Annotated in this window: 28 protein-coding genes; 3 read left to right on the forward strand and 25 right to left on the reverse strand. The window is 37.4% G+C overall.

What is annotated here, in order from left to right; all coding sequences use genetic code 11:
- Positions 1–62: 62 nt before the first annotated feature.
- Positions 63–1,040: a DUF2515 domain-containing protein gene (locus ACE198_RS06330; protein WP_375375022.1), complete on the reverse strand. Its 978-nt coding sequence runs from the start codon at positions 1,038–1,040 to the stop codon at positions 63–65.
- Between the two features lie 193 nt (positions 1,041–1,233).
- On the opposite strand from ACE198_RS06330, the gene recU reads away from it, so the two are divergent.
- Together recU and ACE198_RS06340 are read left to right on the forward strand one after the other, a co-directional pair.
- A complete protein-coding gene (gene recU, locus ACE198_RS06335; RefSeq protein WP_251456928.1) occupies positions 1,234–1,848 on the forward strand; it encodes a Holliday junction resolvase RecU in 615 nt (204 codons plus the stop codon).
- A gap of 29 nt (positions 1,849–1,877) precedes the next feature.
- Positions 1,878–4,589, forward strand: a complete 2,712-nt coding sequence (locus ACE198_RS06340) for a PBP1A family penicillin-binding protein (RefSeq protein ID WP_375375023.1) — start codon at positions 1,878–1,880, stop codon at positions 4,587–4,589.
- A 28-nt stretch (positions 4,590–4,617) separates the two neighbouring features.
- On the opposite strand, the gene ACE198_RS06345 is transcribed toward ACE198_RS06340, so the two are convergent.
- From ACE198_RS06345 to ACE198_RS06430, 18 genes are all read right to left on the reverse strand, one after another.
- Entirely contained in the window at positions 4,618–4,980 is a 363-nt protein-coding gene (locus tag ACE198_RS06345) for a YpoC family protein (RefSeq protein WP_375375024.1), read from the reverse strand.
- Positions 4,973–5,635 carry an endonuclease III gene (gene nth / locus ACE198_RS06350; protein WP_375375025.1) on the reverse strand — a complete coding sequence of 221 codons (663 nt, stop codon included), beginning with the start codon at positions 5,633–5,635 and terminating at the stop codon, positions 4,973–4,975. The genes ACE198_RS06345 and nth overlap by 8 nt, the downstream gene beginning before the upstream one ends.
- A 62-nt stretch (positions 5,636–5,697) precedes the next feature.
- Complete coding sequence (locus ACE198_RS06355) at positions 5,698–6,396, reverse strand: DnaD domain protein (RefSeq protein WP_375375026.1); 699 nt, start codon at positions 6,394–6,396, stop codon at positions 5,698–5,700.
- Between the two features lie 120 nt (positions 6,397–6,516).
- Positions 6,517–7,713 (reverse strand): pyridoxal phosphate-dependent aminotransferase, encoded by a 1,197-nt coding sequence (locus ACE198_RS06360; protein WP_375375060.1) that lies wholly within the window; start codon positions 7,711–7,713, stop codon positions 6,517–6,519.
- Between the two features lie 31 nt (positions 7,714–7,744).
- Positions 7,745–8,218 carry a cell wall elongation regulator TseB-like domain-containing protein gene (locus tag ACE198_RS06365; RefSeq protein WP_375375027.1) on the reverse strand — a complete coding sequence of 158 codons (474 nt, stop codon included), beginning with the start codon at positions 8,216–8,218 and terminating at the stop codon, positions 7,745–7,747.
- 15 nt (positions 8,219–8,233) lie between these two features.
- Entirely contained in the window at positions 8,234–8,404 is a 171-nt protein-coding gene (locus tag ACE198_RS06370) for a YpmA family protein (protein ID WP_098574777.1), read from the reverse strand.
- A gap of 116 nt (positions 8,405–8,520) precedes the next feature.
- Complete coding sequence (locus ACE198_RS06375) at positions 8,521–9,372, reverse strand: ComEC/Rec2 family competence protein (protein WP_375375028.1); 852 nt, start codon at positions 9,370–9,372, stop codon at positions 8,521–8,523.
- Positions 9,373–9,446: 74 nt separating this feature from the next.
- Complete coding sequence (dinG, locus tag ACE198_RS06380; protein ID WP_375375029.1) at positions 9,447–12,248, reverse strand: ATP-dependent DNA helicase DinG; 2,802 nt, start codon at positions 12,246–12,248, stop codon at positions 9,447–9,449.
- A gap of 167 nt (positions 12,249–12,415) precedes the next feature.
- On the reverse strand, positions 12,416–12,799 hold the full coding sequence (panD, locus tag ACE198_RS06385; protein WP_375375030.1) for an aspartate 1-decarboxylase: 384 nt from the start codon (positions 12,797–12,799) through the stop codon (positions 12,416–12,418).
- 28 nt (positions 12,800–12,827) lie between these two features.
- Positions 12,828–13,676 (reverse strand): pantoate--beta-alanine ligase, encoded by an 849-nt coding sequence (gene panC / locus ACE198_RS06390; RefSeq protein ID WP_375375031.1) that lies wholly within the window; start codon positions 13,674–13,676, stop codon positions 12,828–12,830.
- Positions 13,673–14,509: a 3-methyl-2-oxobutanoate hydroxymethyltransferase gene (gene panB, locus ACE198_RS06395; protein ID WP_098574782.1), complete on the reverse strand. Its 837-nt coding sequence runs from the start codon at positions 14,507–14,509 to the stop codon at positions 13,673–13,675. The genes panC and panB overlap by 4 nt, the downstream gene beginning before the upstream one ends.
- Positions 14,510–14,751: 242 nt before the next feature.
- Positions 14,752–15,729 (reverse strand): biotin--[acetyl-CoA-carboxylase] ligase, encoded by a 978-nt coding sequence (locus ACE198_RS06400; RefSeq protein WP_098574783.1) that lies wholly within the window; start codon positions 15,727–15,729, stop codon positions 14,752–14,754.
- On the reverse strand, positions 15,714–16,913 hold the full coding sequence (locus ACE198_RS06405; protein WP_375375032.1) for a CCA tRNA nucleotidyltransferase: 1,200 nt from the start codon (positions 16,911–16,913) through the stop codon (positions 15,714–15,716). Before ACE198_RS06405 ends, ACE198_RS06400 begins: the two co-directional genes overlap by 16 nt.
- 10 nt (positions 16,914–16,923) lie before the next feature.
- Positions 16,924–18,051, reverse strand: coding sequence for an N-acetyl-alpha-D-glucosaminyl L-malate synthase BshA (gene bshA, locus ACE198_RS06410; RefSeq protein WP_375375033.1), 1,128 nt, complete (start codon positions 18,049–18,051; stop codon positions 16,924–16,926).
- Positions 18,052–18,053: 2 nt separating this feature from the next.
- A complete protein-coding gene (gene bshB1, locus ACE198_RS06415; protein ID WP_375375034.1) occupies positions 18,054–18,764 on the reverse strand; it encodes a bacillithiol biosynthesis deacetylase BshB1 in 711 nt (236 codons plus the stop codon).
- Positions 18,757–19,173 (reverse strand): methylglyoxal synthase, encoded by a 417-nt coding sequence (gene mgsA, locus ACE198_RS06420; protein WP_098574787.1) that lies wholly within the window; start codon positions 19,171–19,173, stop codon positions 18,757–18,759. The genes bshB1 and mgsA overlap by 8 nt, the downstream gene beginning before the upstream one ends.
- A gap of 11 nt (positions 19,174–19,184) precedes the next feature.
- Positions 19,185–19,988, reverse strand: a complete 804-nt coding sequence (gene dapB, locus ACE198_RS06425) for a 4-hydroxy-tetrahydrodipicolinate reductase (protein ID WP_375375035.1) — start codon at positions 19,986–19,988, stop codon at positions 19,185–19,187.
- Between the two features lie 5 nt (positions 19,989–19,993).
- Entirely contained in the window at positions 19,994–20,320 is a 327-nt protein-coding gene (locus ACE198_RS06430; RefSeq protein ID WP_375375061.1) for a nucleotide pyrophosphohydrolase, read from the reverse strand.
- 214 nt (positions 20,321–20,534) lie between these two features.
- Between ACE198_RS06430 and ACE198_RS06435 the strand changes: the two genes are divergently transcribed.
- Complete coding sequence (locus ACE198_RS06435) at positions 20,535–21,407, forward strand: YitT family protein (RefSeq protein ID WP_098574790.1); 873 nt, start codon at positions 20,535–20,537, stop codon at positions 21,405–21,407.
- Positions 21,408–21,441: 34 nt separating this feature from the next.
- Here ACE198_RS06435 and ypjB read toward each other — a convergent pair whose 3' ends face one another.
- From ypjB to ACE198_RS06465, 6 genes are all read right to left on the reverse strand, one after another.
- Positions 21,442–22,227 carry a sporulation protein YpjB gene (gene ypjB, locus ACE198_RS06440; protein ID WP_375375036.1) on the reverse strand — a complete coding sequence of 262 codons (786 nt, stop codon included), beginning with the start codon at positions 22,225–22,227 and terminating at the stop codon, positions 21,442–21,444.
- A 66-nt stretch (positions 22,228–22,293) separates the two neighbouring features.
- Positions 22,294–22,887 (reverse strand): lipoprotein heptaprenylglyceryl N-acetyltransferase LhaT, encoded by a 594-nt coding sequence (gene lhaT / locus ACE198_RS06445; RefSeq protein ID WP_098574791.1) that lies wholly within the window; start codon positions 22,885–22,887, stop codon positions 22,294–22,296.
- Positions 22,888–22,966: 79 nt separating this feature from the next.
- Complete coding sequence (locus tag ACE198_RS06450; protein ID WP_098574792.1) at positions 22,967–23,740, reverse strand: menaquinol-cytochrome c reductase cytochrome b/c subunit; 774 nt, start codon at positions 23,738–23,740, stop codon at positions 22,967–22,969.
- Between the two features lie 63 nt (positions 23,741–23,803).
- A complete protein-coding gene (gene qcrB / locus ACE198_RS06455; protein ID WP_026563914.1) occupies positions 23,804–24,478 on the reverse strand; it encodes a menaquinol-cytochrome c reductase cytochrome b subunit in 675 nt (224 codons plus the stop codon).
- A 1-nt stretch (position 24,479) separates the two neighbouring features.
- Positions 24,480–24,986, reverse strand: coding sequence for a QcrA and Rieske domain-containing protein (locus ACE198_RS06460; protein ID WP_098574793.1), 507 nt, complete (start codon positions 24,984–24,986; stop codon positions 24,480–24,482).
- Between the two features lie 142 nt (positions 24,987–25,128).
- The gene (locus ACE198_RS06465) at positions 25,129–25,593 is read right to left on the reverse strand and encodes a YpiF family protein (RefSeq protein ID WP_375375037.1); all 465 of its coding nucleotides are present in this window, start codon (positions 25,591–25,593) and stop codon (positions 25,129–25,131) included.
- Between the last annotated feature and the right edge of the window lie 37 nt (positions 25,594–25,630).

The raw sequence follows: 25,630 nt of genomic DNA on the forward strand, positions 1-25,630 counted from the left end.
GTTGGTGAAAACCGTCCGGCTGAATAATACCCAAAAAAGCAAGGGGGTCTCCCTTGCTTTTTCTAATTCCACTTTTTTAACTGCAAGGTTTTTTGGAGCGCTAGTATTAACTGAAGTTGATTGGATTTTGAAAAGTACCAATCTGTCAGATGAATGGGGTGACGATTGTCTACCGGAAAATACATCCAACTAGGGGGGACCCTTCGACGCAAACTCCAATCTTCAAATTTTTGTTGATTATGCTCTATAATTGGAAAGGTTGCTCGTAAAATCGGTGTTTTTTGACCTGATTTTATTTTAAAATATTGTTCATAATCATATCTTGAACCAGTATGAGGCGTTTTCTCTGCAAACTCAAAAAAGTAAGGAAATAGTCTCGGGTGAAAAAGAATACTGGCAAGTCGTTTACCTAGATTGATTCGTTTCGATAGTGATTTGAAACCATTGACACTAGCGCCGTATAATTCTCCTCCGCATGTTGGAAACAAAACGCAGCTGAAATGCAGCCAATCCTGAAAAGAAAAAAGCTTTGATTTGAAAATCTTTTTTTTATAAACAGGATGGTCAATTACAGGAGTTTGAATGACATTTTGCTCATTTATGATTAAACAAGTGGTTAGTCTATTCTTATCGTTTTCTTTCCAATATCGATACCATTCCTTTTGTATAAACGCTGATACATGAAAATAAGGTAGTAAATGAAACATTTGTCGATTCATTTTCGTCGAATATTGATAGACCAACAACTGAGGATAGACATCATTAAAAATAAGCCAATTTGCCCGTTCATAGGTAAGAAAAAGCTGTTTTCTCGTCATATCTGTGATTAATTGAGGAAAGATGGAGCCTTGCAGGTCACACATATTCCATCCACCATTTCTTGAAACCATACTTGCTAAAAAAGCCCAAATGATATCAGGATTTTTTTTAAAATAAGATAAATAAGCTTCTGTCCTTGAGATATTATCGACATTTTTCTTCTTCGTTTCTGCTTGAATTTGACGAATGATTGTTTGTTCCTGTATTGTAAGATGATTCATATTCATCTTCCCTTATGTTTTTTAATAGATTATTAGTACATTTTAGCGTTTAGTTCCTTTATGAAAAATGCATCATGTATAATTTTGGCATTATCGTTACAATTGTTATTAGCCTTTGTATGCAAAAGTATTTTATACACCCCAATCTCGCTAAGATTTGGTATGATAAGGAATAGCTTGAGAGGTGTAAAAGATGAATTTTAACTATCCAAACGGAAAAAGGTACATACCTAAAGCCCTTGACGCAGACACAGAAAGTACCAGTAAAAAAAGGAAAAATGATTCTTATAGTAACAGAGGTATGACGCTGGAAGAAGATTTAAATGAAACAAATGAATATTACCGGGAGAGAAAGATAGCCGTTATTCATAAGAAACCAACACCTGTTCAAATAGTCCAAGTTGATTATCCAAATCGGAGTGCAGCTGTGATTAAGGAAGCTTATTTTAAGTTAGCATCTACGACGGATTATAATGGGGTTTATAAAGGAAGGTATATTGACTTCGAAGCAAAGGAAACACAAAATCCTACCTCATTTCCATTAAAGAATTTTCATCAACACCAGATACAGCATATGGAAGAAGTGCTTTATCAAGGTGGTATATGTTTTGTTATCCTCCGTTTTACAAAGTTTGAGCAAGTTTTCTTACTTGAATCAAAGCACTTGTTGACTTTTTGGGAGCGAATGACAAATGGCGGAAGAAAATCAATTACGAAAGAAGAAGTGGAACAAAAAGGGTACCTGATTCCACTTGGTTTTCAACCCCGAATTGACTATATTAAAATAATAGATAAGCTCTACAATTGAGATTAGGCTCGAAAGGAAGGAATATTACAATGTCTGAACAATACCAATCAAGAGAGGAGCGCAGAAAGAAACTCCAAACTAAAGGTAAACCAAAAGCCAAGAAAAAATCTGGGGGGCTTGTAAAGAAAATTTTTCTAACAATAGTAGCCCTTGGTATTATTGGTATACTGGCTGGTGTGGGTACTTTCGCGTACTTAGTTAAGGATGCTCCCGTACTTGACCCGAAATTATTAAAAGATCCAATCCCTTCGAAGATTTTAGATAAAGATGACAAACTTGTAACAGAAGTGGGTGCTGTTAATCGGGAATATGTAAACTATAAAGATATTCCTCAGGTAGTCGAAAATGCGATCTTAGCAACAGAAGATTATCGTTTTTACAAGCACCATGGGATTGACCCGATTCGATTAGGAGGGGCTGTCCTCGCAAATATCAAACATGGCTTTGGTTCTGAGGGTGCCAGCACCATTACACAACAAGTAGTTAAAAACTCATTTTTAACCCCAGAAAAAACTTTAAAGCGAAAAGTTGAAGAAGCCTGGCTATCCTATCAATTGGAACAGCAATATACAAAGCACCAAATTTTCGAAATGTATGTAAATAAAGTGTATGTTTCTGAAAATAGTCATGGGATTGCTACGGCTGCAAAGATTTTCTATGGAAAAGAATTAAAGGATTTAACACTTTCAGAAGCGGCCCAAATTGCTGGGATGCCGCAAAGTCCAAATAATTATAATCCTTTCTACCATCCTGAATTAGCTCAAAAAAGACGCAACATCGTCTTAACATTAATGCACCAGCATGGATTTATTTCGAAACAAGCCATGGAAGATGCGAAAAAAGTATCAGTTAAAGATACCGTATTAAATGAAAAAGAGCGAAAGGTTAAAGAGAAACCTTTTGATTCATTTGTCGATGCAGTAATTGATGAAGTGAAAGAAACATCTGATTTTGATATTTTTACTGATGGCTTAACCATTCATACAACACTTGATCCGAATGCACAATCTTATGTTGAGGATATCCTTAACAAAGATGATGTGATCGACTATCCAGATGATGAGTTCCAAGCTGGAGTAGCACTTCTGGATACGAAAACGAGTGAAATCCGTGCCATTGGGGGCGGTAGAAATCAAAAAGTCAAACGGGGATTTAACTATGCAATTGATACCCAGCGTCAACCTGGATCAACTATCAAACCCATTCTTGATTATGCTCCTGCAATTGAGTATTTAAACTGGGGAACCTATCAAATGATAGAAGATAAGCCTATTACTTATTCTTCTGGGAAAAAGTTTGGGAACTGGGACCAAAGCTATAAGGGAGCTATGACTATCAGAACAGCATTGCAATTATCACGAAATTCACCTGCTGTTCAAGCATTGCAACAAGTTGGCCTTGATAAAGCAAAAGACTTTGCAGTGGATTTAGGTATCCCTTTAAAGGAAATTTTTGAATCCTATGCGATTGGTGGTTTTAAAACGGGTGTATCACCGCTGCAAATGGCAGGTGCCTACAGTGCATTTGGTAATAAAGGCATTTATACAAAACCTCATGCAATTAGGAAAATTAAACTCCGTGATGGTACTGTGATAAGCACTGCTCCAGAACCGAAAGTAGTAATGAAAGACTCTACTGCTTTTATGATAACAAGTATGATGGAAAGTGTCCTCGATTATCCTGGTACAGGCACAAGAGCGGATGTTCCTGGACTTGATATAGCCGGTAAGACAGGTACAACTAACTATACAGATGAAGAAATTCAAAAATGGAATATTCCAAGCAGCAGATCCGTTCCTGATGCATGGTTCACGGGTTATACGACCAATTACACTGCATCTATTTGGACTGGTTATAAAGACCGGAGTACCCCTATTAATGCGGTTGGAAATAATCAACGTTTAGCCCAATTAATTTTTAAAAACGTCATGGAACATGTATCTAGGGATACCGATACACCTGACTTTAAAATGCCTAGCAGCGTTCAAAGAGTAAGGATTGAGAGAGGCTCAATGCCTCCAGTTTTAGCAAGTCAATACACACCATCAAGTCAAATTATTACAGAGTATGCTGTGAAGGGTCACTCACCTAATCGAGTTTCCACAAAGTATGACAAACTAGCTGCTCCAAAAAATCTAAAAGCAAACTATGATCAGGCAAGTAATACGATAGGATTATCTTGGAAGCACTCTAAAAAATCCAATGTTACTTTCTCTATTACAGTGTCTAGTGGTACAGAACAGAAAAAATATACTCAATCAGAGACTTCATTAACTATTCCAGCAGTACCGGGGGCAAAGTATTCCTTCACCATTATTGCGATTAGTGGAGATAGACAAAGCGATCCCGTAACGGCAACCATTGAAATTCCAGCCCAAGAAACTAACCCTGGCACGGGTAATGAGCCAGCCACCCCGCCAGGTAACGGTAACGGCAATGGTAATGGTAATGGTAATGGTAATGGTAATGGTAATGGTAATGGTAACGGTAACGGTAACGGTAACGGTAACGGAACTGGCAACGGAACTGGGACTGGCAACGGGACTGGCAACGGGAACGGGACTGGCAACGGGAACGGGACTGGCAACGGGAACGGGACTGGCAACGGGAACGGGACTGGTACAGGTGATGGCACTGGTGACAACGGCGGGGAACAAGGAAATGGAGAAGGAACCGCCCCACCAGATATCCCAGTTGACAGTGGGACAGGAGAGCAGCCAGCTGTAGGGACTCCTGGCTAAATAGCAATCAGAAAACATTAAAAAGCGTCTAACCATTTGGTTTAGACGCTTTTTTTAATAAGTTTCTCTTTACAAACAATTTTTCCTGCTCCATCATCAACTCTGATAGTTGTCGATAAGAATGATATAATGCTGGCCTTGAGGTAATAAAGGCCAATCGTTCCTCAACATTAACCGGCTTAAACTCTAATTGTTTAAGATTAAGCGATTCATTCAAAGCAACTGGCAAATCATTGGACCAAGCCAGAAATTGAATAAACAATTGAATTCCCTTATCCATCAACAATTTTGTATTTTTATACTCACGTTCCCGAAATAGTACTTCCAATTGCATTTTACTATTTTTCCATTCTGTCAGAAGGTTGGAAATCTCCACTTCCCTTTTATCCATTGCTTGCGACCTGCCCTTTCATCCTCTTTTTTCCTTCCCTGCAGAGCTCTAATAAAGGGCAGCTTGGACATTGTGGATTTTGTGCCTTACAGTGATAACGCCCAAAAAAAATCAGGCGGTGGTGTGTGAGTGACCACTCTTCTTTTGGAATTTTCCTCATTAATGTTTTTTCCACTTCAAGGACAGAGTCTTTCCACCTGCAGATACCTAATCGTTTACTAACTCTTTCCACATGTGTGTCTACTGCAATTGCGGGTATATTATAAGCAACCGACACCACAACATTCGCTGTTTTCCTGCCAACACCAGGCAGTTTTGTTAACTCATCACGGTCTGTTGGGATGTCACCGTTATATTCTTCTATTACAATTCGACAAAGGTTTTGAATGTTTTTAGCTTTATTCCGGTAAAGGCCAATCGAACGAATATCGTTTTGTAATTCTTCAAGTGGAACAGCTAGGTAATCCTCGGGTGTTTTATATTTTTCAAATAATGATTTGGTTACTTTATTTACAAGGACATCGGTACATTGCGCTGATAGAGCTACAGCAATGACCAGTTCGAATGGATTCGAATGGTTAAGCTCACAGTGGGCATCGGGAAACATTTCGCCTATTTGATCAAGGCAATAACGGATTTGGCTGTTATTTAGCATATCTTTCACCTACTTCTATTTAAATGAAATAAAACGAGAGATATGTCTCTCGCTCTTCGAATTTATTGTTCTAACCAGTTGTAGAAAGGGACAGTTGGTTGGTGTGGTTCGTCTTTGATACTTCCCTTTTGTGTTTGCTTTTGCCGAAATTTAAGACCATGGTTTTTGGCCTGCTCAATTGTTTTTATTCCATTCTTTTTCCACTCAAAGAGAATTCTATCAATATAGCGGAAATTTAATTTCCCCGACATTACCGCTTCACGTAAAGCTGCTTTTATGATCATTGGGTCATGATGGTCATCATCCATCCACATTGCAAGTGATTCACATTCAAACGGAGAAAGCGGACGTCCGAATTCCTTTTCAAAACATGTATAAAGATCTGTTTCATCAGCTTTCTTGTCCGATTCTTTATTCATTTTATTATTTATTAAGAACTGTTCTATCAGTCTTTCCCATAAAGGCTCAATGGAATACTTCTCATATCGAATACCCTCATGATTATGTCCATCGGTGATTTGAATAAAGCCTCTTTGAATCAGTCTCCTGAGCATTTCATTACATTCAGAAATAGTTATCGTCATTCTTGCTGAAAGCTCATCCGGAGTAGGGAATTCATGACCTTTTTCTAAATAAGTGAGAATATTTAATAAAAGAACAAGTTCATATTCATTTAAATTTAAATTGCGATATTCAGAAAATAATAATGTAGGAACAGTAATGTTTCCTTCTTGAACCCATGCTAATAAGTTTGTTTTCATATTCAGGACACCTCCTGTTAAGTATATCATGAACATTCTATCCGAGTAAGAGTATACGGCATCCATCTTTGGTAACTAAAAGCAAAAAGCCTGCAGCGATTCGCAGACTTTTTAAAATAATTAATGATTGACCATACTTGACTTTGAAACCACAAATTGGTGGATTCTCTCCACTGCCTTTTCTAACAATGTTAAAGATGTTGCGTAGGAAAGACGAATATTATCAGGCGTTCCAAATCCTGATCCAGGAATTACTGCAACTTTAGCGTCCACGAGTAGTGCCTCTACAAAAGCATCCACATTCTGGTACCCAGTTATTTCTGCTGCTTTCTTTACATTTGGATAAAGATAAAAAGCTCCTTGTGGTTTTACACATGTCACACCTGGAATTGAAACAAGCTTTGTAAAAATAATTTCTAATCTTTCTTCAAATGCCTTCCTCATTTCTTCAACTGGCTGTTGTGAACCAGTATAAGCAGCAATTGTTGCATATTGGGCAGTTGTTGTTGGATTAGATGTACTATGGCTTGCAAGGTTTGTCATCGCTTCAATAATTTTTTTATTTCCAGCTGCATACCCTATTCTCCAACCTGTCATCGAATGTGACTTGGAAACGCCATTAATAACAATCGTTTGCTCTTTTAATTCAGGAGAAAGTTGAGCAATTGAAATATGTTTATTTTCTCCATAAACTAGCTTTTCGTATATTTCATCTGAAACAATGAGAATGTTCTCCTCAAGGCAAACTTTGCCTATTTCCAAAAGTTCTTCAGCTGTATATAGGACTCCAGTAGGGTTACTCGGTGAATTAATAATAACAGCTTTTGTTTTCTTCGTAATTGCCTTTTTTAATTGTTCTGGTGTCACTTTAAATTGATTATCCTCAAATCCCTCAATATAAACTGGGACTCCACCAGCTAATTTTACTTGTTCTGGATAACTGACCCAATATGGGGTTGGAATGATGACCTCATCACCATCATTTAAAATCACTTGAAACAAAGTATAAAGGACATGTTTCGCGCCATTTCCAACAATGATTTCATTAGGATTAAAAGCTAGTCCCTGGTCTTCAATAAATTTCTTAATAATTGCCTTCTTTAATGCAGGCAAGCCAGCTGAAGGGGTATACTTCGTATGCCCCTCATTCATTGATTGAAATGCAGCATCTAAAATATGTTGTGGGGTATTAAAGTCAGGCTCACCAGCACCTAGACCGATAACATCCTCCCCTTGTTCCTTTAGTTCTTTTGCTTTTGCTGTAATCGCTAATGTCGTTGAAGGTGTAAGTGCTTTTACACGATTAGCTAATTCCACTACCATTTCAATTCCTCCGCTCTCCATCTATTTATAGGTTTTCAATTTTTTTTAGCCATTCACCTGTATCAAAGTGAACATAGTAATAATTTATTAAATTATTATTAGAACGGTAATAAATTTCCCAAAGTGGGATATTCTTTTCCATACCGAGACGAACAGAGATAATCTTCTTCGGGCTTTTCTCTTGTTGAAGTTTTTGAATTGCTTCTTCCTTTGTTAACCCATTCTTTGCTTTTCTTACGATAATTTCCTTACTTTTCTCAGGCATCCATACGATAATTTTGTCACCATTTTTACTTTTCCCCTCAATGACATTAACCGTTTCAATACCATTATAAATATGAAAATCGTCTACTTCCTTTAGTGAAATTTTCCCTTGAGCACGTGAGACAGCTTTTGTCTCTGCTGTTTTCACGGGATCCAATGCTGATAAATAAACTTTTATCAATAACCCACAAAAGGCTAATACTATTATTGAAAGAACAATAATCCACTTTTTCATTACTAATTCACTTCTTTATGTACGATAAATCGTAAAAATCGCTGTATTTTGATTCGCTTGATCCAGTGCAAGTCCAAACATAAGGTCTTCCTGTTTCAAGGTTCGATTAAGGGCATCAACAATTTTATACAGATCCGGACTGTGTTGGATTTTCACTGTTGATAAAACTTCTATTTTACTTTCCATCCGTTATCCTCCAATATTTTCCTGTTTATCTACATTATTTGATAAATCTTATCCATTATTATAACAGGTGGAAGCAAAAAGCGGGTCAAAGATGCTATGATTTTTTTAATAAAATTTTATTCATCTGATTCAATCGGAATGGTTATGATTTCATAATTTGAATCGGTGAATTTTATTGTTATAGTTCCATGTTTTTTCGTTGAATAAATTTCTGACCAAGTTTCGTGAAGATCAACCAGTATATCTGGATCATGCGTCTCTTCTTCTGGTGCAAAAAGGACTGAAATTTGCGGATTTAGATATTGAATTAATTTCTCAGATAAAGAGTCTTCCGGTGCACCATTAGGGATTTTAAACACATTAATATTCTCTAGATTTTTCTCCAAGAGTGTCTCTTCTGCCCTTGGGGTGAATGAAGTCATTAGGAATATTCGATGATTAAAAAAATCAAGTGTTAAATCCATACCTTCATTCGTATCATTTCCCACAAATTGAACTTCAGCAGTCATCTCAGGCAGAATTGGCCTCTTTGTACCCTGCCCCCATGAGACAACTGCAGGCTTATTTGTTGAATCTAGTTCCTTTTTGATTTTAGCAGAGAATTTAGGTGTTGAAATAATTTCTTTAATATTATATTTCGAGATTAGACGATTTAATTGTTGTTTAGAAAGTTCTGTTCCGTTATGTGTAAGGATTAATTTAGAAATCTCTTTTACATCATAAAGGAATAGCCAACCCTCTAATTCAGCAGCAGTTTCTTTCCCTCCGGTATTGATCAAGGTATTCTCGTTATTTGCGCCTTGAATCAGTGTTGCTTCCCCTTCCGACAAACCCAGAAAAGTGACTGCAACTTCATGGTCCTTAATATTTAAATTAATATTTTCAATATTATTTAACGAAGGCTCTGATGCCTCTACCATAAGCGTCGTTTGAATAAATAATGACAAGATAATTAGTAAGGTTCTCATGACACACCTCCTATATTAAGGATGTGTTTATTTACCAATTTTTATCCAGATTAAGTTGACTGATGTCTCTCAAATCATAACCACGAGTGGATAATTTCAACTAATTCATCCATCTTTCCTCGATTAATAGGAACGGGAGGTATAGATTTCAAAAAGGCCTTCCCATATTTGGTGGTTACAATTCTTTTATCAAACACCACAATGATACCTCGATCACTTTCTGTTCGAATAAGGCGTCCAAAACCTTGTTTAAAACGGAGAATTGCTTCTGGAAGGGAGTATTCTGAAAAGGAATTCCCCCCGCGTTTTTCGATTAACTGGCATTTCGCCTCTGTTAAAGGATCATCTGGCGGGCTAAATGGAAGTCTAACAATAACAAGGCAGGACAAGTCCTCTCCAGGTATATCTACACCTTCCCAGAAACTGCTTGTCCCCAACAATAACGCCTTATCATAGCGTTGAAAGTTTCGGGTTAGTCTTGTTCTGCTTCCACTAGTTATCCCTTGGGCAATCATTGCATAATCATGTAAAAAACCACTCTCTTTGATTAATTCATAGGTTCTCTTTAACATGTCATAGGCGGTAAATAGAAGCAGCATTCTCCCATTAGTTGCTTCAGCTATTGTTATGATATGCTCCGTAATTGAAATTACATAATCATCTAAAGAAACTGTATTAATTTCTGGTAAGTCCTCAGGAATTAAAAGCTGAACCTGTTGATTATATGCAAATGGAGACGGGATATTTAATTGGACCGTAGATTCAGGGTCTAGACCCATTTCCTTTATAAAATAATCAAATGATTTATTTACAGTCAACGTTGCTGAAGTAAATACTACCGCTTTTTTTAATTGAAAGAATTGTTCATTTAGCTTCCCTGCTACGGATGTTGGCTGAACCATAAAGGTAGTAACATTTTGCGGTGAGCGTATATCTATTTCAATCCATTTTACATCATTCGTTTTTTTAAGAAAGGAATTAGTAACCGTATCTCTAAGATCTGCTAATTCGCTTTGAAATTGAAGGATTTCTTCCAATTTATTTTCTTCTATCCGTGAAAAAGAAGTACTCGCATTTTTTAACCATTCAAGACGTTCACTAATTTCTGAATCAAGGTCCTTTAGTAAAAAGGCAAATCTCTCAGCACTATGAATCAATGCCTTTTTTTCTCTTGCTTCGTCATTGGGTGAAAAGCGAATTTTGGCACGATTAACTCCTTTTTTATTCGCCATCTTGGCTCTCGCAAAAAGAGCAATCAATTGGAAAAATTCGTCCATTTCAAACGTAAGATCTGTCATAAGTTGATTTAACTTAGTAGTGTTGGTCCTGGCTTCATTTTTACTTGGTACAGAATCCAGCAGCATCTCCAAATCATAAAAGAGCTGTTTTTGTTCATACAGTCCAAATTGACCTAATAGGAGACGGGTCGATAAATAATCCAATGTATGTCCAAAAAACTGACTAGCGGCTTTCTCAAAATGATGCCCTTCATCAATAATGGCATAAGAGAATTCAGGCAGGATCGCCACTTCACCTTTAATATCACTTAATAATAAAGAATGATTTGTAATAATAATATCAGCAACTTCCGCTTTTCTTTTTGCCCTTAAATAAAAATCTCTTTCTTGCCACGCTTCGTCCTGTAAAAAAATTCCTGGTTCATTCTTTATTTTATTCCAAAAAATTTGACCGCCACTTGAAAGGTTTAACTCATCCCGATCACCTGTTTCTGTTTCAATCAGCCAAACGAGAATTTGCATCTTTGTTAAACCGGTATCGTAATTATCGTTATCATCTGCCAGCGTCTGGTGAAACTTTTCTAAACTAATATAATGATTTCTTCCCTTAAGTAATACAGTGTTTAATGGAAAAGGCAAAAGTTTAGCCAAAAGCGGTATTTCATTTTTTAAAATCTGTTCTTGCAAATGGATAGTATGTGTACTTACAACGATTGGAAGCCTATTCTTCTTAGAAAAGTAAGCACTTGGCAGCAAATAGCCCAGTGACTTTCCTACACCTGTACCAGCCTCAATCACAGCATGTTTTTCATTTTGAAAAGCCTGATAGATTGTATCCATCATGGTAAATTGACCCGTTCTTTGCTCGAAAGCTTTAAATGCCTGACTGACCATTCTGATTTTTTCAGCCTCAGATGCAGGGAAATGATATTCTTTATCTTCAGCAGGGAGCCTAATTTGGTCTGGAATCCTTTTTAAAGCAAGTTCCCTAAATATCTCCAATGTCTCAGATAAGCCTTCGACAGTTTCTTCTTTATTAATCAGTAATTCATCAAGCAGCTGTTGTAGGTCGCTTTTCAATCCGCCTGATAAATGTGCAAGCTGTTTTAATGTTGTGAGTGGTAATGAAGCCAATTTCTCTAAAAGAATCAGTAAAAGCTCAGCTGTAACCTGTGCATCACTATCTGCTTGATGGGGGCGATCATGATTCAATTTTTCTCTCTCCGCTAAATCAGATAGCTTATAACCATCTGCCGTGGGATAAAGAATTCTAGCCATTTCAACCGTATCTAGAACAGGACCGAAGAACCCTTCTTGGCCCGCTTGGATTAATTCTTCTTGAAGAAAGGACAAATCAAACAAAACATTATGTGCAACAAAATAAGCCCCGTCCAGTAAAGACATGACTTTTTCCGCAATTTCGGAAAAAAGCGGCGCATCTTTAACCATATCATCATTTAAACCCGTTAATTCTTCAATAAATATGGGGATGGATTTTTTGGGATTAATGAGTGATGAAAACTTTTCTGTGATTTTCCCATTTTCAATGACCACAGCTGCAAATTGAATGATTTTATCACCCTTTTTTGGAATGTTTCCCGTTGTTTCCAAGTCGATTACGACGAATTTATTTAACATTTATTAACACCCCAAACCTTCGTTCATTCAAACGGTATCACATAATCTTTAAAAGAAAAAGTATACACTACTTTAAGCTTTTGATTCTACCACAAACTTTTTGATTAATGTTACTACATCTATTATATAAAACCCTCGTTAAAAAAGAAAAATCCCCTAAACGGGGATTACATAATCGTTAGTGCTGGTTCAGCATGGATCAGTTCTTTAATCCGATTACCTTCATCCATGATCGCCACTTTTGGTTTATGTGCTGCTACTTTTTCTTCAGCAATCAACGCATAGGATATGATAATCACGATATCACCTTTTTGAACAAGACGGGCGGCAGCACCATTTAAACAAATAACTCCACTGCCTCTTTCACCTGGAATAATATAAGTCTCTAGGCGTGCACCATTATTATTATTAACAATTTGAACCTTTTCATTAGCAATCATTCCAACTGTATCTAAAATATCTTCATCAATTGTGATACTTCCTACATAATTTAAATTTGCCTCAGTAACAGTGGCACGGTGGATCTTTCCGTTCATCATGTTGCGAAACATATCCTCTTCCTCCATTTCCTCTTACCTATCAATCTATTTTTGTAATGATGTTGTCTATTAAACGAACCTTCGTAAATTTTACAGCGAGAGCAATAATAATTGTACCCTCTAATTTTTCCAATGGTTTTAATTGTGGATAGGAGTATATTTGGACATAATCAATTACACCCGATGATTCATTGCCAATCACTTCACAAATCATATCAATTATTTTAATAGGATCTCTCTCTCCTTTATCAATCGCTGCATTTGCTGCTTGAAGACTTTGATAAAGAACAGTTGCTTCTTTTCTTTCTGTCGGCAAGAGATTAACATTTCGAGAACTCTTAGCCAGTCCATCATTTTCCCGGACAATATCTACTGCTACCAGATTTACAGGAATATTAAAATCTGAAATTAACCCTTCAATAACCGCAACTTGCTGGGCATCTTTTTTCCCAAAATAAGCACGTGTTGGCATAATGATGTTAAAGAATTTTGTTATAACTGTTGCAACGCCATCAAAATGGCCAGGGCGTGAACTTCCACATAATACATCTGTGCGCTCCTGTACGGTAACTTTGACTGAAGGGCTGGTCGGATACATTTCTTCTACACTTGGATAAAACAGAAAATCTACCTTTTCACTTTCAGCCAATGCACGGTCACGCTCAAAGTCACGGGGATATTCAGCATAATCCTCTTTCGGACCAAACTGTAAAGGATTAACAAAAATGCTAAGGACGACGATATCATTTTCTTTTCTAGCTCTATTTAAAAGCGTCAAATGTCCTTCATGCAGAAAACCCATCGTTGGAACAAAGCCAATCGATTTTCCTTGGGACTTTTGTTTCAAAATTAACTCTTGCATGTCTTTAATTGTGGTAACTACCTTCATTTTATACCTCCATAAAGCCCTTTCAGTTCCTGCTCCTTCATTGTGAATGAATGCTTATCTTCTGGAAACTGTTTATTTTTAACATCTGCTGCATAAGCTTGAATAGATTCAAGCATAAATGGATTTACGGAATGGTATTGTTTCACAAACTTCGGTACACGCTCAACACCATAACCAAGAATATCATGATACACGAGCACTTGACCGTCCACATCAATCCCGGCACCAATACCAATGATAGGTATTGAAAGACTTTGTGTAATTTCTTCAGCCAATTGTTTTGGGACACATTCAAGAACGATGGCGAAAGCTCCTGCTTGTTCACATTTCTTCGCATCATCTATTAATTTCCTTGCTGCCTCAGCATCTTTCCCTTGTACTTTATACCCGCCTAATACACCAACTGATTGTGGTGTTAACCCCAAATGAGCACACACAGGGATGCCCGCTTTCGTTAGAGCAGTTATTTTTTCTAGGACATCATCTGCACCCTCAAGTTTCACCGCATGTGCGCCTGTTTCTTGAATGAGTCTGCCTGCATTCATTAATGTATCACGGACGGATAAATGATAGGTTAAGAATGGCAAGTCCGCGAGAATAAATGTATCCTTTGCACCTCGTTTTACTGCTTTCGTATGATGGATCATGTCTTCAAGTGTCACCGGTATGGTCGAGTCATACCCTAAGACAACCATACCAAGGGAATCACCCACCAAAATAATGTCAACTCCACCTTCTTCTGCTTGTTTAGCAGAGGGGTAATCATACGCTGTTAACATGACTATTTTTTCATTTTTTTCCTTCATTTTTAAAAAATCTGTTGCTTGCTTCATCCATTTTTCCCTCCTTTTTTGTTGGGAGAGGGGATATGAAGATTTCGAAGAGCAAATAAAAAGATCCTTCTGAAGGCAGAGGATCCCTATTACTCAATTCAAGCTTCATCCCTCTGTCCCGGTCCGTAAACGGATCTAGGCAGAAACCTTTTTTAATTGTTGGTTACTTCATTTAGGTGCAGTTCACTATGGATACTGCCCATTGGAATGAATTATAGCAAATTTCTCGAAAAGTTCAAGCCTTATAACTCAATATCGGCTGAATAAATATGGTGGATGAATCCAGTCTGGTCCTCAAGTTTCAACACACCATCATCTGTGATACCGAGTGCAATACCTTCAATGGTATTTGTCAATGTTCTCGCTTTTATGTACTTGCCGATACTGCTGGCATAACCTTCCCATAAAAGCTTTATCGGCAAGAAGCCCTGTTCCAGATACATTGTATACAAATTTTCAAAGTTCTTTAGGATCGTTCTAATTAATTCCGCTCTCGAGACAGTGTCTTTTTTCTCAATAAAAAGGGACGTAGCAATATCTTGAATTTCTGCTGGGAAATCTTCTAACTTTTGATTCACATTGATACCAATTCCAATAATAATGGAATGAATTCGATCGGCCTCAGCTTGTAGCTCAGTTAATATTCCAGTGACTTTTTTTCCGCTAATTAGAACATCATTAGGCCATTTAATATCTGGGACTAAGTCTGTCATTTCTTCAATGGCTTGAACAATGGAAACTGCAGCTAATAATGTCAATTGTGGCGCATTACTAAGAGGTATATTGGGACGCAGGATCATGCTCATCCAAATCCCTGAATATTTTGGAGAATGCCATTTTCGGGCCATTCTTCCCCTGCCTGACAACTGCTCTTCTGCAATGATGACCGTTCCTTCTGGTGCATCTTCAGAAGCCATGCGATGGGCTATCTTCTGAGTTGACTCAACAGTCTCCTCATAATGGATATTCCTCCCCATGAAGTGAGTTGTTAGACCCAGTCTTATTTCATCGGCAGTTATTTTTTCTGGGGTCTTTAGAATCCGATAACCCTTATTTCTAACTGCATCTAATTCAAAGCCTTCTTTTCTTAGTTCCTCTATATGCTTCCAAACTGCCGTCCTAGAGCAACCAATGAGTTCAGCTAGATATTGACCTGACAAAAAGGCATCTCCGGCATTTGTAAAGGCATCAATTAATTCTTTTCTTATTTCTGATTGCACTTCATTAGCCACTCCTTGATTTTTTCTTTGTTATTAGGAAGTTGACAAGATAAGATGTTATTTTCAATGTCTAATAGGGTTTCCTTTAGCCATGGTCCGCCTCTTTTATTGAACCAATCCATTAAGTCATTTCCTGAAACATTTATTTCTGTACGATCTTTAATCGGAAGAGAATCATACATTTTTTCCCAATTTTCAATTGATCGAATATCCTTTATTTGGTTAATCACAAGGTAAAGTCTTTCTGTTGAAAGGATTGTATCACGACCTGCAGCATAGAGATCATAAATAGACCATTCTTGTTCAAGTCTTTTATATAAGAAATGGACCGTTCGTCCAATTTCTCTTATTTCCTTAATTGAAAGCCGCCAGTCTTTTAGAAATACCTCGATCTCTTTTTCTTTAAACTGTAAACAGAAAATTAATAATGACCACATTTCATTAATATTAAGAGGGATACTTTCAAAGCGAATCAGTTTCTCTAAAGACTTCCTCTCTTCTTTTAAACCAGGCAAATATAAAAAAATGCTTGTATCTAGAAGGATATTTAACGCGGTTTTTTTGTTTTTACCGATTAACAGTTTTTCGAACTCTGTTTTTTTTCTCTCCACAGCAATTTTCTCAAGTAAATGAACCTGATTGGCTAATGCGGTGATAGTTCCCGCTTCTATTTGAAATGAAAGTTGACTTACAAACCGTACGGCCCTCATTATTCTTAAGGCATCTTCTTGGAACCTGTCACTCGGACTTCCGACTGTCTGAATTAATTTATTCTGTATAGCTAAAAATCCGTTAAAAGGATCAATCAGTTTCCGATTTCTGTCCATTGCAATGGCATTCATTGTAAAATCCCTGCGCTGCAAATCATCCTTTAAATTCCGTATAAACGTAACCTCTTTAGGTCTACGATAATCTTCATACTCCGATTCTGTCCTAAAGGTAGTAATTTCATATGCCCCATTAGTAACCAGGACTAGAACTGTTCCATGTTCTATTCCAATATCTACTGTTTTTGGAAAGATTTTTTTCACTTCATCTGGAGTTGCACTTGTCGCAATATCCACGTCATTTATCTCTCTATTTAAAAGAAAATCTCTAACTGATCCGCCAACAAAGTAGGCCTCATAACCGGCATCCTCTAGCTTTTCTAAGACAGGAATTGCAGTTAAGAATGGGTCTGTCATTTCCTTCACCTTAATTCAGTATATTAAAATATATTTGCTCATACTGTTCAACGATTTGATCTGCTTTAAATTTTGTTTTTGCTGTGTAAATGGACTGTTGAGAAAATTGCTGATGAAGCTTCGCATCATTTAAAACTGCTAATGCTCTACTAGAAATATCCTCTATGTCACCTACTTCACAAATAAATCCATTGACACCATGATTAATAACCTCTGGAACACCGCCAACATTCGTCCCGATACAAGGGACACCACATGCCATCGCCTCTAGTGCAACAAGTCCAAAGCTTTCTTTCTCTGATAATAACAACATTAAATCACTAATAGAGTACAATTCCTCTAAACTCTCTTGTTTACCAAGAAAAATGACTTGATCTTCCAAGCCCAACTCTCTGACGAGCTTACAAACGATAGTCATTTCGGGACCATCACCGACCAATAGTAATTTTGCAGGCATTGCAGATGCAATCTTTGAAAAAGATTTTACTACATCTTTCACGCGCTTTACTGGACGGAAATTTGAAACATGTATGATTACCTTCTCGTTTTCCCTTATTTCAAAATCTGACTTTAAACCATGTGCATCAGTTTTTTTATAGACGCGGTCATCAATAAAATTATAGACAGTTTCGATTGTTTTATCAGGATTGATGAGGTCATAAGTTTGATTCACAAGCGAATTCGATACAGCAGTTACCACATCAGATTTTTCTATTCCAAATTTAATTGCATCTGTCAACGAAGGATCATACCCTAAAACGGTTATGTCTGTTCCGTGCAGGGTAGTGACTATTTTAAAATCTCGGTGACTCATTTGCTTGGCTAATATAGCACAAACCGCATGAGGAATAGCATAATGAACGTGAAGTAGATCTAATTTTTCCCGATTAGCAACTTCCGCCATTTTACTTGCTAAAGCAATATCGTAGGGTGGGTACTGAAATAAGGAATATTGATTCACTTCAACTTGATGATAATAGATATTATGATAAATTTTGTTCAACCTAAAAGGGATGCTTGATGAAATGAAATGTATTTCATGCCCTTTTTCAGCCAGCATTTTTCCTAATTCCGTTGCTACCACCCCTGAACCACCTACTGTTGGATAGCAAGTAATTCCAATTTTTAATTTCCTCATGGTTATTCTCCTATCAAATCTCGATTCAAAAGAATGGGAACTTTCGTTTTGAACCCTTCTGCAAATGTAACACCAACAAGCTTGCCAAACATTCTTTCCCTCGCCTCGACTGTTTCAATATACCCATTAACAAGTGGAGTATTGTGGGTTTCTTCTGTTTGCTGGAATTGGCTCTTATACTCCCTTAATGCTTCGAGCTTTAAATCTATGTATTGAGAAATATCGATAACAAAATCAGGTTTGTGAAAACCATTAATCATATAAAAATAAACTCTTTCCACTCGGTGAGCAGGTTCATTTCCATCTGTTTTATATTTTCGGATTCCAGCTGAAAAAACGGCTTCTTCCACTAAACTAGCACAATTTCCATGGTCAGGATGACGGTCTTCAAAATAAGGTGCAAACACGATTTGAGGCTTGTTGATTCTTATTACCCTTGCAATTTCTCTTATGTATTCATCATTAAGGTATAAGCCCCTATCCGGAAAACCCAGCGAGGACCGCCATGAAACTTTTAGAACTTCAGCCGAATTCGCCGCCTCAGACTTTCTGAGCTCTATATTCCCATTTGAAGAAAGGTCGGCATCTGTTAAATCACAGATACCTACACGTTTTCCCTCAGATGTAAATTTTGCGATTGTCCCTGCCATGCCTATCTCGACATCGTCTGCATGGGCACCAAATGCAAGGACTTGAAGGTGTTGATTATTCATTATGTCCACCATTCTCTTTAATTATATTTCTCCATTCAATCAGCCCGAGTTCTAAACCTCTTATAAGCAATTCCGCAGTTCCCATATTGGTTGCAAGGGGTATGGAGTATACATCACATAGTCTTACTAATGCAGTAACATCTGGTTCATGCGGCTGTGCGGTTAATGGATCTCGAAAAAAGAAAACAGCATCCATTTCATTTTGAGCAATCATCGCACCAATTTGCTGGTCACCACCAAGCGGTCCGGATTGAAACCGTGTAATATTCAATCCTGTTGCATCACTAATTCTTTGCCCTGTTGTTCCAGTAGCAAATAAAGAGTGCTTCGAAAAAATATTCTGATAGGCAATCGCGAACTGCACCAAATCATTTTTCTTATTATCATGAGCAATTAATGCAATATTCATTATATTTCCTCCTATCCTAAAATATTTTCAAGGCCATAAACAAAGGCATTATGTGTCATCACAGACTCAACTGCCACTTTTACCCCTGACATAAACGACCCTCGGTGGTAGGAATCGTGCCTGATTGTTAAAGTCTGACCATCTGAACCGAATAACACCTGTTGATGTGCAACCAATCCCGGCAATCGAACCGAGTGAATATGCATCCCATCAAAATTTGCCCCCCTCGCTCCTGCGATTGTTTCTTTTTCATTTGGGTGGCCTTGATTTTTTGCTTCTCTTACAGTTGAGATCATTTCGGCCGTCTTTACCGCTGTTCCTGACGGAGCATCCAACTTCTGGTCGTGGTGTAATTCGATAATTTCAACATCCTCAAAATATTTAGCTGCCATTTGAGAGAATTTCATCATTAAAACCGCACCTATAGCAAAATTCGGAGCAATAATACACCCCAGTTCTTTCTCCTGACAAATACGCTCTAATTCTTCTAAATCACCAGCGGTAAACCCTGTTGTACCTACAACAGGCCGCACATTGTAAGAGAGTGCTGTTTTGGTATGATGCATGCCCACTTCAGGTGTGGTTAAGTCAATTAATACATCTGCTTGGATTGTTTGCAGACATGTTTCAATATTTGAATAAACTTGCACATTATGTATTGAATGAAAACCTTCCAAATCGCTTAACATGATTCCGTCATACTTATGATCCACAACAGCAACTAATTCAAAATTATCAGTATTTGTGACTAACTTTACAGCTTCGCTCCCCATTCTTCCACGAGGGCCTGCAATAATAATTTTAATCTTTTCCATCACATTCACTCCATTTTTTCTTCGTTAATTCTAGTCCAACGATTTTTGTCTCTTGTTTTAAATTTTCGCATGACATAATCATGTGCATCTTCTAGGCTAATATTTAAGGAATTAGCAAAGCAAATTAAAACAAATAAAAGGTCTCCCAGTTCTTCCTCAATCGCTTTTTCAGTTTCACTAGTTTTTTTGGGTTTCTCTCCATAATAATGATTTACTTCCCTAGCAAATTCCCCTAGTTCTTCTGTAAGTCGCGCCAGCATTGCCAGTGGACTGAAATACCCCTCTTTAAATTGACTAATGTACAAATCTACTTCTTGCTGAAGTTCTTTCATTGTCTTTTCATTGGCCAATTTGCCTTCACCTCGTTAATATGATTGATACTAATGCCCATTTTCTTATTCATTGTTTATGTTAGCTAAATTATCTCGGTTTTACAAATGTTTTCAATTATTTTTAGTCTTTTTCACTACTCATTGCTCTAGCATTTTTAATTCGATATAATAAAAATCGCCAGATAAGAGAATTTATGGCAGAGGGGGTTTATGAATGATATCAGGACTTAAATTTAAAAACATATTATTTATCCTTTTAGGGGCTGCAATCATGTCGTTTGGACTTGTGAATTTTAATATGCAAAACAAGTTGGCTGAGGGTGGTTTCACTGGGATTGCTCTATTATTTTATTTCTTGTTCAAGTGGGATCCGTCATATTCAAATTTATTTTTAAATATTCCACTTTTTTTTATCGGGTGGAAATTGTTAGGACGGAATACATTTTTATATACCATTATAGGAACGGTAGGAGTATCGATTTTTTTATGGATATTTCAACGCTATGCGATAGATATGCCGCTTGAAAGTGATTTAACATTAGCAGCATTATTTGCTGGAGTTTTTACAGGCGTTGGTTTAGGAGTAATCTTTCGTTATGGTGGAACTACGGGAGGAGTCGATATTATTGCAAGGCTCGTCCAGAAATATGCAGGCTGGAATATGGGGAAAACGATGTTCTTATTTGATGCATGTGTTATCGCGTTATCTCTAGTTACATATTTAAATTATAAACAGGCAATGTATACACTTGTTGCTGTTTTTATTGGTGCAAGAGTCATCGATTTCATTTTAGAAGGTGCCTATTCTGCAAGAGGGGCAATGATTATTTCGGAAAAAAACGAACAAATTGCCGCAAAAATTATGGAGGAAATGGACCGAGGAGTTACTGCCTTAAAAGGTTATGGATCATATACAAAAAGTGAACGTGAGGTTTTATATTGTGTTGTGGCTAAAAATGAAATCGTTCGGTTAAAAAATGTAATCACCTCGGTCGATCCACATGCCTTTGTTTCAATTACTATTGTTCACGATGTTCATGGAGAAGGATTTACCCTTGACGAAAATAAAATGCCGTTAGTAGATTAAAAAAGCAATGTCGTTTGACATTGCTTTTTTAGTATCAATCCTTCGAACGGTCTTTTTTCTGGTTCTTGTCACCTTGATATTTTCTCCAACCCACATAGGATAATGTCATGATAATAATGCTTCCAGTGGATATAATAACCCACCAAATGTTAGGATCTGCCTCATCCTCTTCCATGTTAGAAAAGAGTTTGACTAAGTCCGTATCTAGTTTATCCAATTCCTGCTGACTTTTAGTGTCACTTACTACTAGGGAACGGTATTCATTTATAAAATCAATCCGTGCATCTAATTTTTGTACATTTTCTACGGACACATCAATTTTCATACTTGGATAGATGACATTGTACAAAGATAAAAATGAATTGAAGTTTGTATGAAAGTTTCCAGAATCACCTTTTTTAGCGGCATCTTTCGCTTGATGAAAAGCAGTCATAATTTGATCTTCCATTTCAACCCATAAGGGTTGATGACTTGTAGCAATCGCATCAATAACAAGTCTAAATTTGACTAATTTATTTATTCGTTCCTCATATTTCATGTTGGAACTAACTGCCGCTTCCACTGCTTCATCATGGGAGGTGTTAATTATTCTCACTTCATCCATGGTTAATGGTGGATCCGTACCAGCAATACTTGTGAACTGATTTGAAAAATAATCAAGTAGTCTTTTCGCATCTTCATATCTATGAAACTTCACCATTTGGAGTGCTTCATCTGAAATATCATCAAGCTTCTCCATTGGCGATTGTTGTTCTGCATAAATAGATGTGGGAGTAAGCATCATGATAATTGCAAATAAAAATAACCATTTGATTTTCAATCCTTGTCCCCCCTTTCATTACTAATAAAATGTATGTAGGGGTGGACAAGGTTAGACCATTTTGGATTATTTTATTTCAAGCTTGTACCGATTGGACCGAATGGAAAAATAATAGGCAAGGGCAATAGAAAAAATCGAAAGCCAGAATGTAAAATAGCCAATTTGCGGAGTGTAGCGATCAAGCATATGATAGCTCGGCAACATGAAAAATACATAATCTATCACATCATTATGTAATGTCCAAACAGCTGTGATGATTAAATGCCACCATTTAAAACGATAAAATGGAGCATACAAAATCCCTTGTACAGCCATTGCAAAATGGGAAAATATTAGCATATAGCCAACTGCATCAAGTTCCCCTTGAACAAAGTAGACTAGAATGTTCATCACCACTGCCCAAATTCCATATTTAAAAAGTGTGACAATCGCAAGAGCCTCTATTAAAGGCCAGTTTCTCCGTAATAGAAAGGCAATCAAAACGAAAACAAAAAATAAACTAGCAGTAGGGCTGTCAGGAACGAATGGGAGGAAAATTGCAGGAGTTTCTTTTAGTTGCCACCCATACCAGTAATACCCATATATAGTTCCAGCTATATTTATAAATAATAGCAGCTTTATAATTGACCTATGGGCCAAGAGAGGATAAATCCAACTCACAAGCATGCTCCTTCCAGGATTGTTTTTTCATGAAGAAAAAAGCTGACGATCGTTCGTCAGCTTTTCAATAATTCGATTATTACTTACCAAGGCCTGAGATAAATTCTGAAAGTGTTTTAAGTTCTTCGTCAGTACCTTTGAAGATTCCGGGTGGCATTTTTCCACCTTTACCTTCTTTAGCAATTTTCGCTACTTCTTCAGCAGATAGACCAGTTCCAACTAATGCAGGAGCACCGGCACCTCCTGAAAGATCTTCACCGTGACAAGTAATACATGTATTCGCACTAGCAATTTTGTAGCCGGCACTCGACTTATCAATATCAACCTTTTCAACAATTTTACCTTGGCGCTCAGCTTGTTCCCAGTCGTGTGTCGCAACAGACTCCCAAGTTAAAAATACGGTGGCAGCTAATGCCAAAAGCATAGCTGTAGTTGCAATCGGACGCTTCATTGGGCGACGTTCAGGACCATTATCCAGGAATGGAGCTAATAGTAAGCCTCCAAATGCAAGTCCTGGCATAATCATAGCTCCGATAACTGTATACGGTCCGGATGCATATGAATATTTTAGTAATTGATACAAAAATAAGAAATACCAGTCTGGCAATGGAATGTAACCAGTATCAGTCGGATCCGCTATCCTTTCAAGCGGAGCCGGATGGGCAACAGTTAAACATAAAAAGCCGACAAGAAATACAGCTCCTATCATCCATTCTTTCAAAAGGAAGTTAGGCCAGAACGCCTCTGTTTTACCAGGGTATTCAGAGTAATCTTTCGGAATCATTTTTTTTCGTTCAGAAGGTGCTAAAACACGTGAATCACCAACGAACTTTAATCCTTTACCGCGATGCATCGAGCAATCCCCCTCCTTTTTCCGTAGTTAGTAGAAAAAACATCGATTGAGAAAAAACGTTTTTTATAGTGGTCCAGAAATACCTTGTTTACGAATCATTAAGAAGTGGGCTCCCATTAATCCAAGCAGTGCACCTGGCAGGAAGAACACGTGAATCGCAAAGAAACGGGTTAATGTTTGGGCACCAACAATATGTTCATGACCTGCAAGTAAAACCTTAACCTGTGTACCGATAAACGGTGTTGCTTCGGCAATCTGCAGACCTACTTTTGTTGCAAATAACGCTTTCATATCCCATGGTAATAAGTAACCAGTAAATCCTAAGCCAAGCATAACGAAGAAAATAAGCACTCCGACTACCCAGTTTAGTTCACGAGGTTTCTTGTAAGCACCTTGGAAGAAAACACGTAGTGTATGTAAAAACATCATTACAAGTACTAAACTTGCACCCCAGTGATGCATTCCACGTACAATTTGTCCAAAAGCAACTTCATTTTGAAGATAATAAACCGATTCCCAAGCATTTTTAATATCTGGTACATAGTACATAGTTAAAAACATACCAGAGAGAATTTGAATGACTGTTACGAAGAATGTTAGACCTCCAAAGCAGTATACAAACGCTGAAAAGTGATGCGCTGGATTAACATGCTCAGGTACTTCATGGTCTGCGATATCGCGCCACAAAGGCGTAATATCTAAACGTTCATCTACCCAATCGTAAATCTTGTTTAACATGTTACGCCTCCTTCCGTGGTTCAGCTTTACCTAAATAAAGAAAACCGTCTTTTTCCTTGAATGGATATACATCAAGCGGGTGAAGTGGTGGTGTACCTGGAACGTTGGTGCCATCCTTTGTGTAACGGCCATAGTGACATGGACAAAAGAATTGATTTGGATGTTCCTTGTCCGTATTCCAGTTAACAGTACAGCCTAAATGTTTACACACAGGTGAAAGGGCTACAATTTTACCTGCATCATTCTTATAAACCCAGGCAGTCTCCGTAACCTCTGACTCATACCATGCATCCTTTTGTTTAAAGCTAAAGTCAACTCGAACAGGCTCGTTAGTTATTTCAGAAACCTTTTGTTTTGTTGCGACGAAATCTCCGCCTTCTTCAGCCTTTAAAACTGGATCAACTGCAAATCTTACCATTGGCATTAACATACCAGCTGCCATAAAGCCGCCTACTCCTGTTAATGTGTAGCTTAAAAATTGACGTCTTGAAACGCGTTGCTTACTCATGCTTATATCCCCCCCTCTATTCACGAAGTTAAGTCCGACGGACAAATTTAAACACATATAAAACTAGGACATAACAATGATATATCAATCTGCAAGTTAGGTCAATATCATACTATTTTAAAAACATGCTTAAAAGATGGTTTTACTCATTTTCATGCCATTTTTGCGTAAAAAGGTCTAATAATTGTTTTACTTGACTATCAACAACCACCATTTTCTGTGAATCATTCATGTGTTCCAGTGGGATTGATGGAAGCCATATTATCGTTCCGGAAAGTTCTTCTTCTCGTGATCTCCAATCAATTTCGGATGTAATGTAAAATATGTGTTTAAATTCCCCCTTTTGAAGGCTAGCCTCCCATTCCTTCAAATCACTAATGATATTTTCTCCATTTTTGGACTTCAAATATGTATATGGAGGTAACAATAATAATCTTCCCGTAAATTGCCTTTCTAGATGTCCAGTAAGTAATGTGATAAATTCCGCAGCTGTCGCAGACTGTTTCATCTCCCCCCCCACAGATACAGCCAGCAATGGCACAACAGCTGTGTCTACATATTCCTTTGCATTCAAATACGTCTCAATATCTTGAGGTGTCCATTTCATATTTATGCACCAACCTTTTGATTTCACTATTATCATA

The organism is Neobacillus sp. KR4-4, assembly GCF_042136325.1.
GTDB lineage: Bacteria > Bacillota > Bacilli > Bacillales > Cytobacillaceae > Neobacillus.

Excerpts from the sequence above, each read along its gene's own strand:
- bshA (WP_375375033.1), bottom strand. The coding sequence starts at position 18,051 with ATGAGGAAATTAAAAATTGGAATTACTTGCTATCCAACAGTAGGTGGT.
- dapB (WP_375375035.1), bottom strand. The coding sequence starts at position 19,988 with ATGGAAAAGATTAAAATTATTATTGCAGGCCCTCGTGGAAGAATGGGG.
- panB (WP_098574782.1), bottom strand. The coding sequence starts at position 14,509 with ATGAAGCAAGCAACAGATTTTTTAAAAATGAAGGAAAAAAATGAAAAA.
- dinG (WP_375375029.1), bottom strand. The coding sequence starts at position 12,248 with ATGTTAAATAAATTCGTCGTAATCGACTTGGAAACAACGGGAAACATT.
- ACE198_RS06355 (WP_375375026.1), bottom strand. The coding sequence starts at position 6,396 with ATGAAAACAAACTTATTAGCATGGGTTCAAGAAGGAAACATTACTGTT.
- ACE198_RS06465 (WP_375375037.1), bottom strand. The coding sequence starts at position 25,593 with ATGAAATGGACACCTCAAGATATTGAGACGTATTTGAATGCAAAGGAA.
- ACE198_RS06450 (WP_098574792.1), bottom strand. The coding sequence starts at position 23,740 with ATGCATCGCGGTAAAGGATTAAAGTTCGTTGGTGATTCACGTGTTTTA.
- ACE198_RS06460 (WP_098574793.1), bottom strand. The coding sequence starts at position 24,986 with ATGAGTAAGCAACGCGTTTCAAGACGTCAATTTTTAAGCTACACATTA.
- panC (WP_375375031.1), bottom strand. The coding sequence starts at position 13,676 with ATGAAGGTAGTTACCACAATTAAAGACATGCAAGAGTTAATTTTGAAA.
- bshB1 (WP_375375034.1), bottom strand. The coding sequence starts at position 18,764 with ATGAATAATCAACACCTTCAAGTCCTTGCATTTGGTGCCCATGCAGAC.
- ACE198_RS06365 (WP_375375027.1), bottom strand. The coding sequence starts at position 8,218 with ATGAAAAAGTGGATTATTGTTCTTTCAATAATAGTATTAGCCTTTTGT.
- ACE198_RS06370 (WP_098574777.1), bottom strand. The coding sequence starts at position 8,404 with ATGGAAAGTAAAATAGAAGTTTTATCAACAGTGAAAATCCAACACAGT.
- mgsA (WP_098574787.1), bottom strand. The coding sequence starts at position 19,173 with ATGAATATTGCATTAATTGCTCATGATAATAAGAAAAATGATTTGGTG.
- ACE198_RS06405 (WP_375375032.1), bottom strand. The coding sequence starts at position 16,913 with ATGACAGACCCATTCTTAACTGCAATTCCTGTCTTAGAAAAGCTAGAG.
- ACE198_RS06345 (WP_375375024.1), bottom strand. The coding sequence starts at position 4,980 with ATGGATAAAAGGGAAGTGGAGATTTCCAACCTTCTGACAGAATGGAAA.
- recU (WP_251456928.1), top strand. The coding sequence starts at position 1,234 with ATGAATTTTAACTATCCAAACGGAAAAAGGTACATACCTAAAGCCCTT.
- qcrB (WP_026563914.1), bottom strand. The coding sequence starts at position 24,478 with ATGTTAAACAAGATTTACGATTGGGTAGATGAACGTTTAGATATTACG.
- ACE198_RS06430 (WP_375375061.1), bottom strand. The coding sequence starts at position 20,320 with ATGAAAGAACTTCAGCAAGAAGTAGATTTGTACATTAGTCAATTTAAA.
- ACE198_RS06340 (WP_375375023.1), top strand. The coding sequence starts at position 1,878 with ATGTCTGAACAATACCAATCAAGAGAGGAGCGCAGAAAGAAACTCCAA.
- panD (WP_375375030.1), bottom strand. The coding sequence starts at position 12,799 with ATGTTTCGCAACATGATGAACGGAAAGATCCACCGTGCCACTGTTACT.
- ACE198_RS06375 (WP_375375028.1), bottom strand. The coding sequence starts at position 9,372 with ATGAGAACCTTACTAATTATCTTGTCATTATTTATTCAAACGACGCTT.
- ACE198_RS06435 (WP_098574790.1), top strand. The coding sequence starts at position 20,535 with ATGATATCAGGACTTAAATTTAAAAACATATTATTTATCCTTTTAGGG.
- ACE198_RS06330 (WP_375375022.1), bottom strand. The coding sequence starts at position 1,040 with ATGAATCATCTTACAATACAGGAACAAACAATCATTCGTCAAATTCAA.
- nth (WP_375375025.1), bottom strand. The coding sequence starts at position 5,635 with ATGCTAAATAACAGCCAAATCCGTTATTGCCTTGATCAAATAGGCGAA.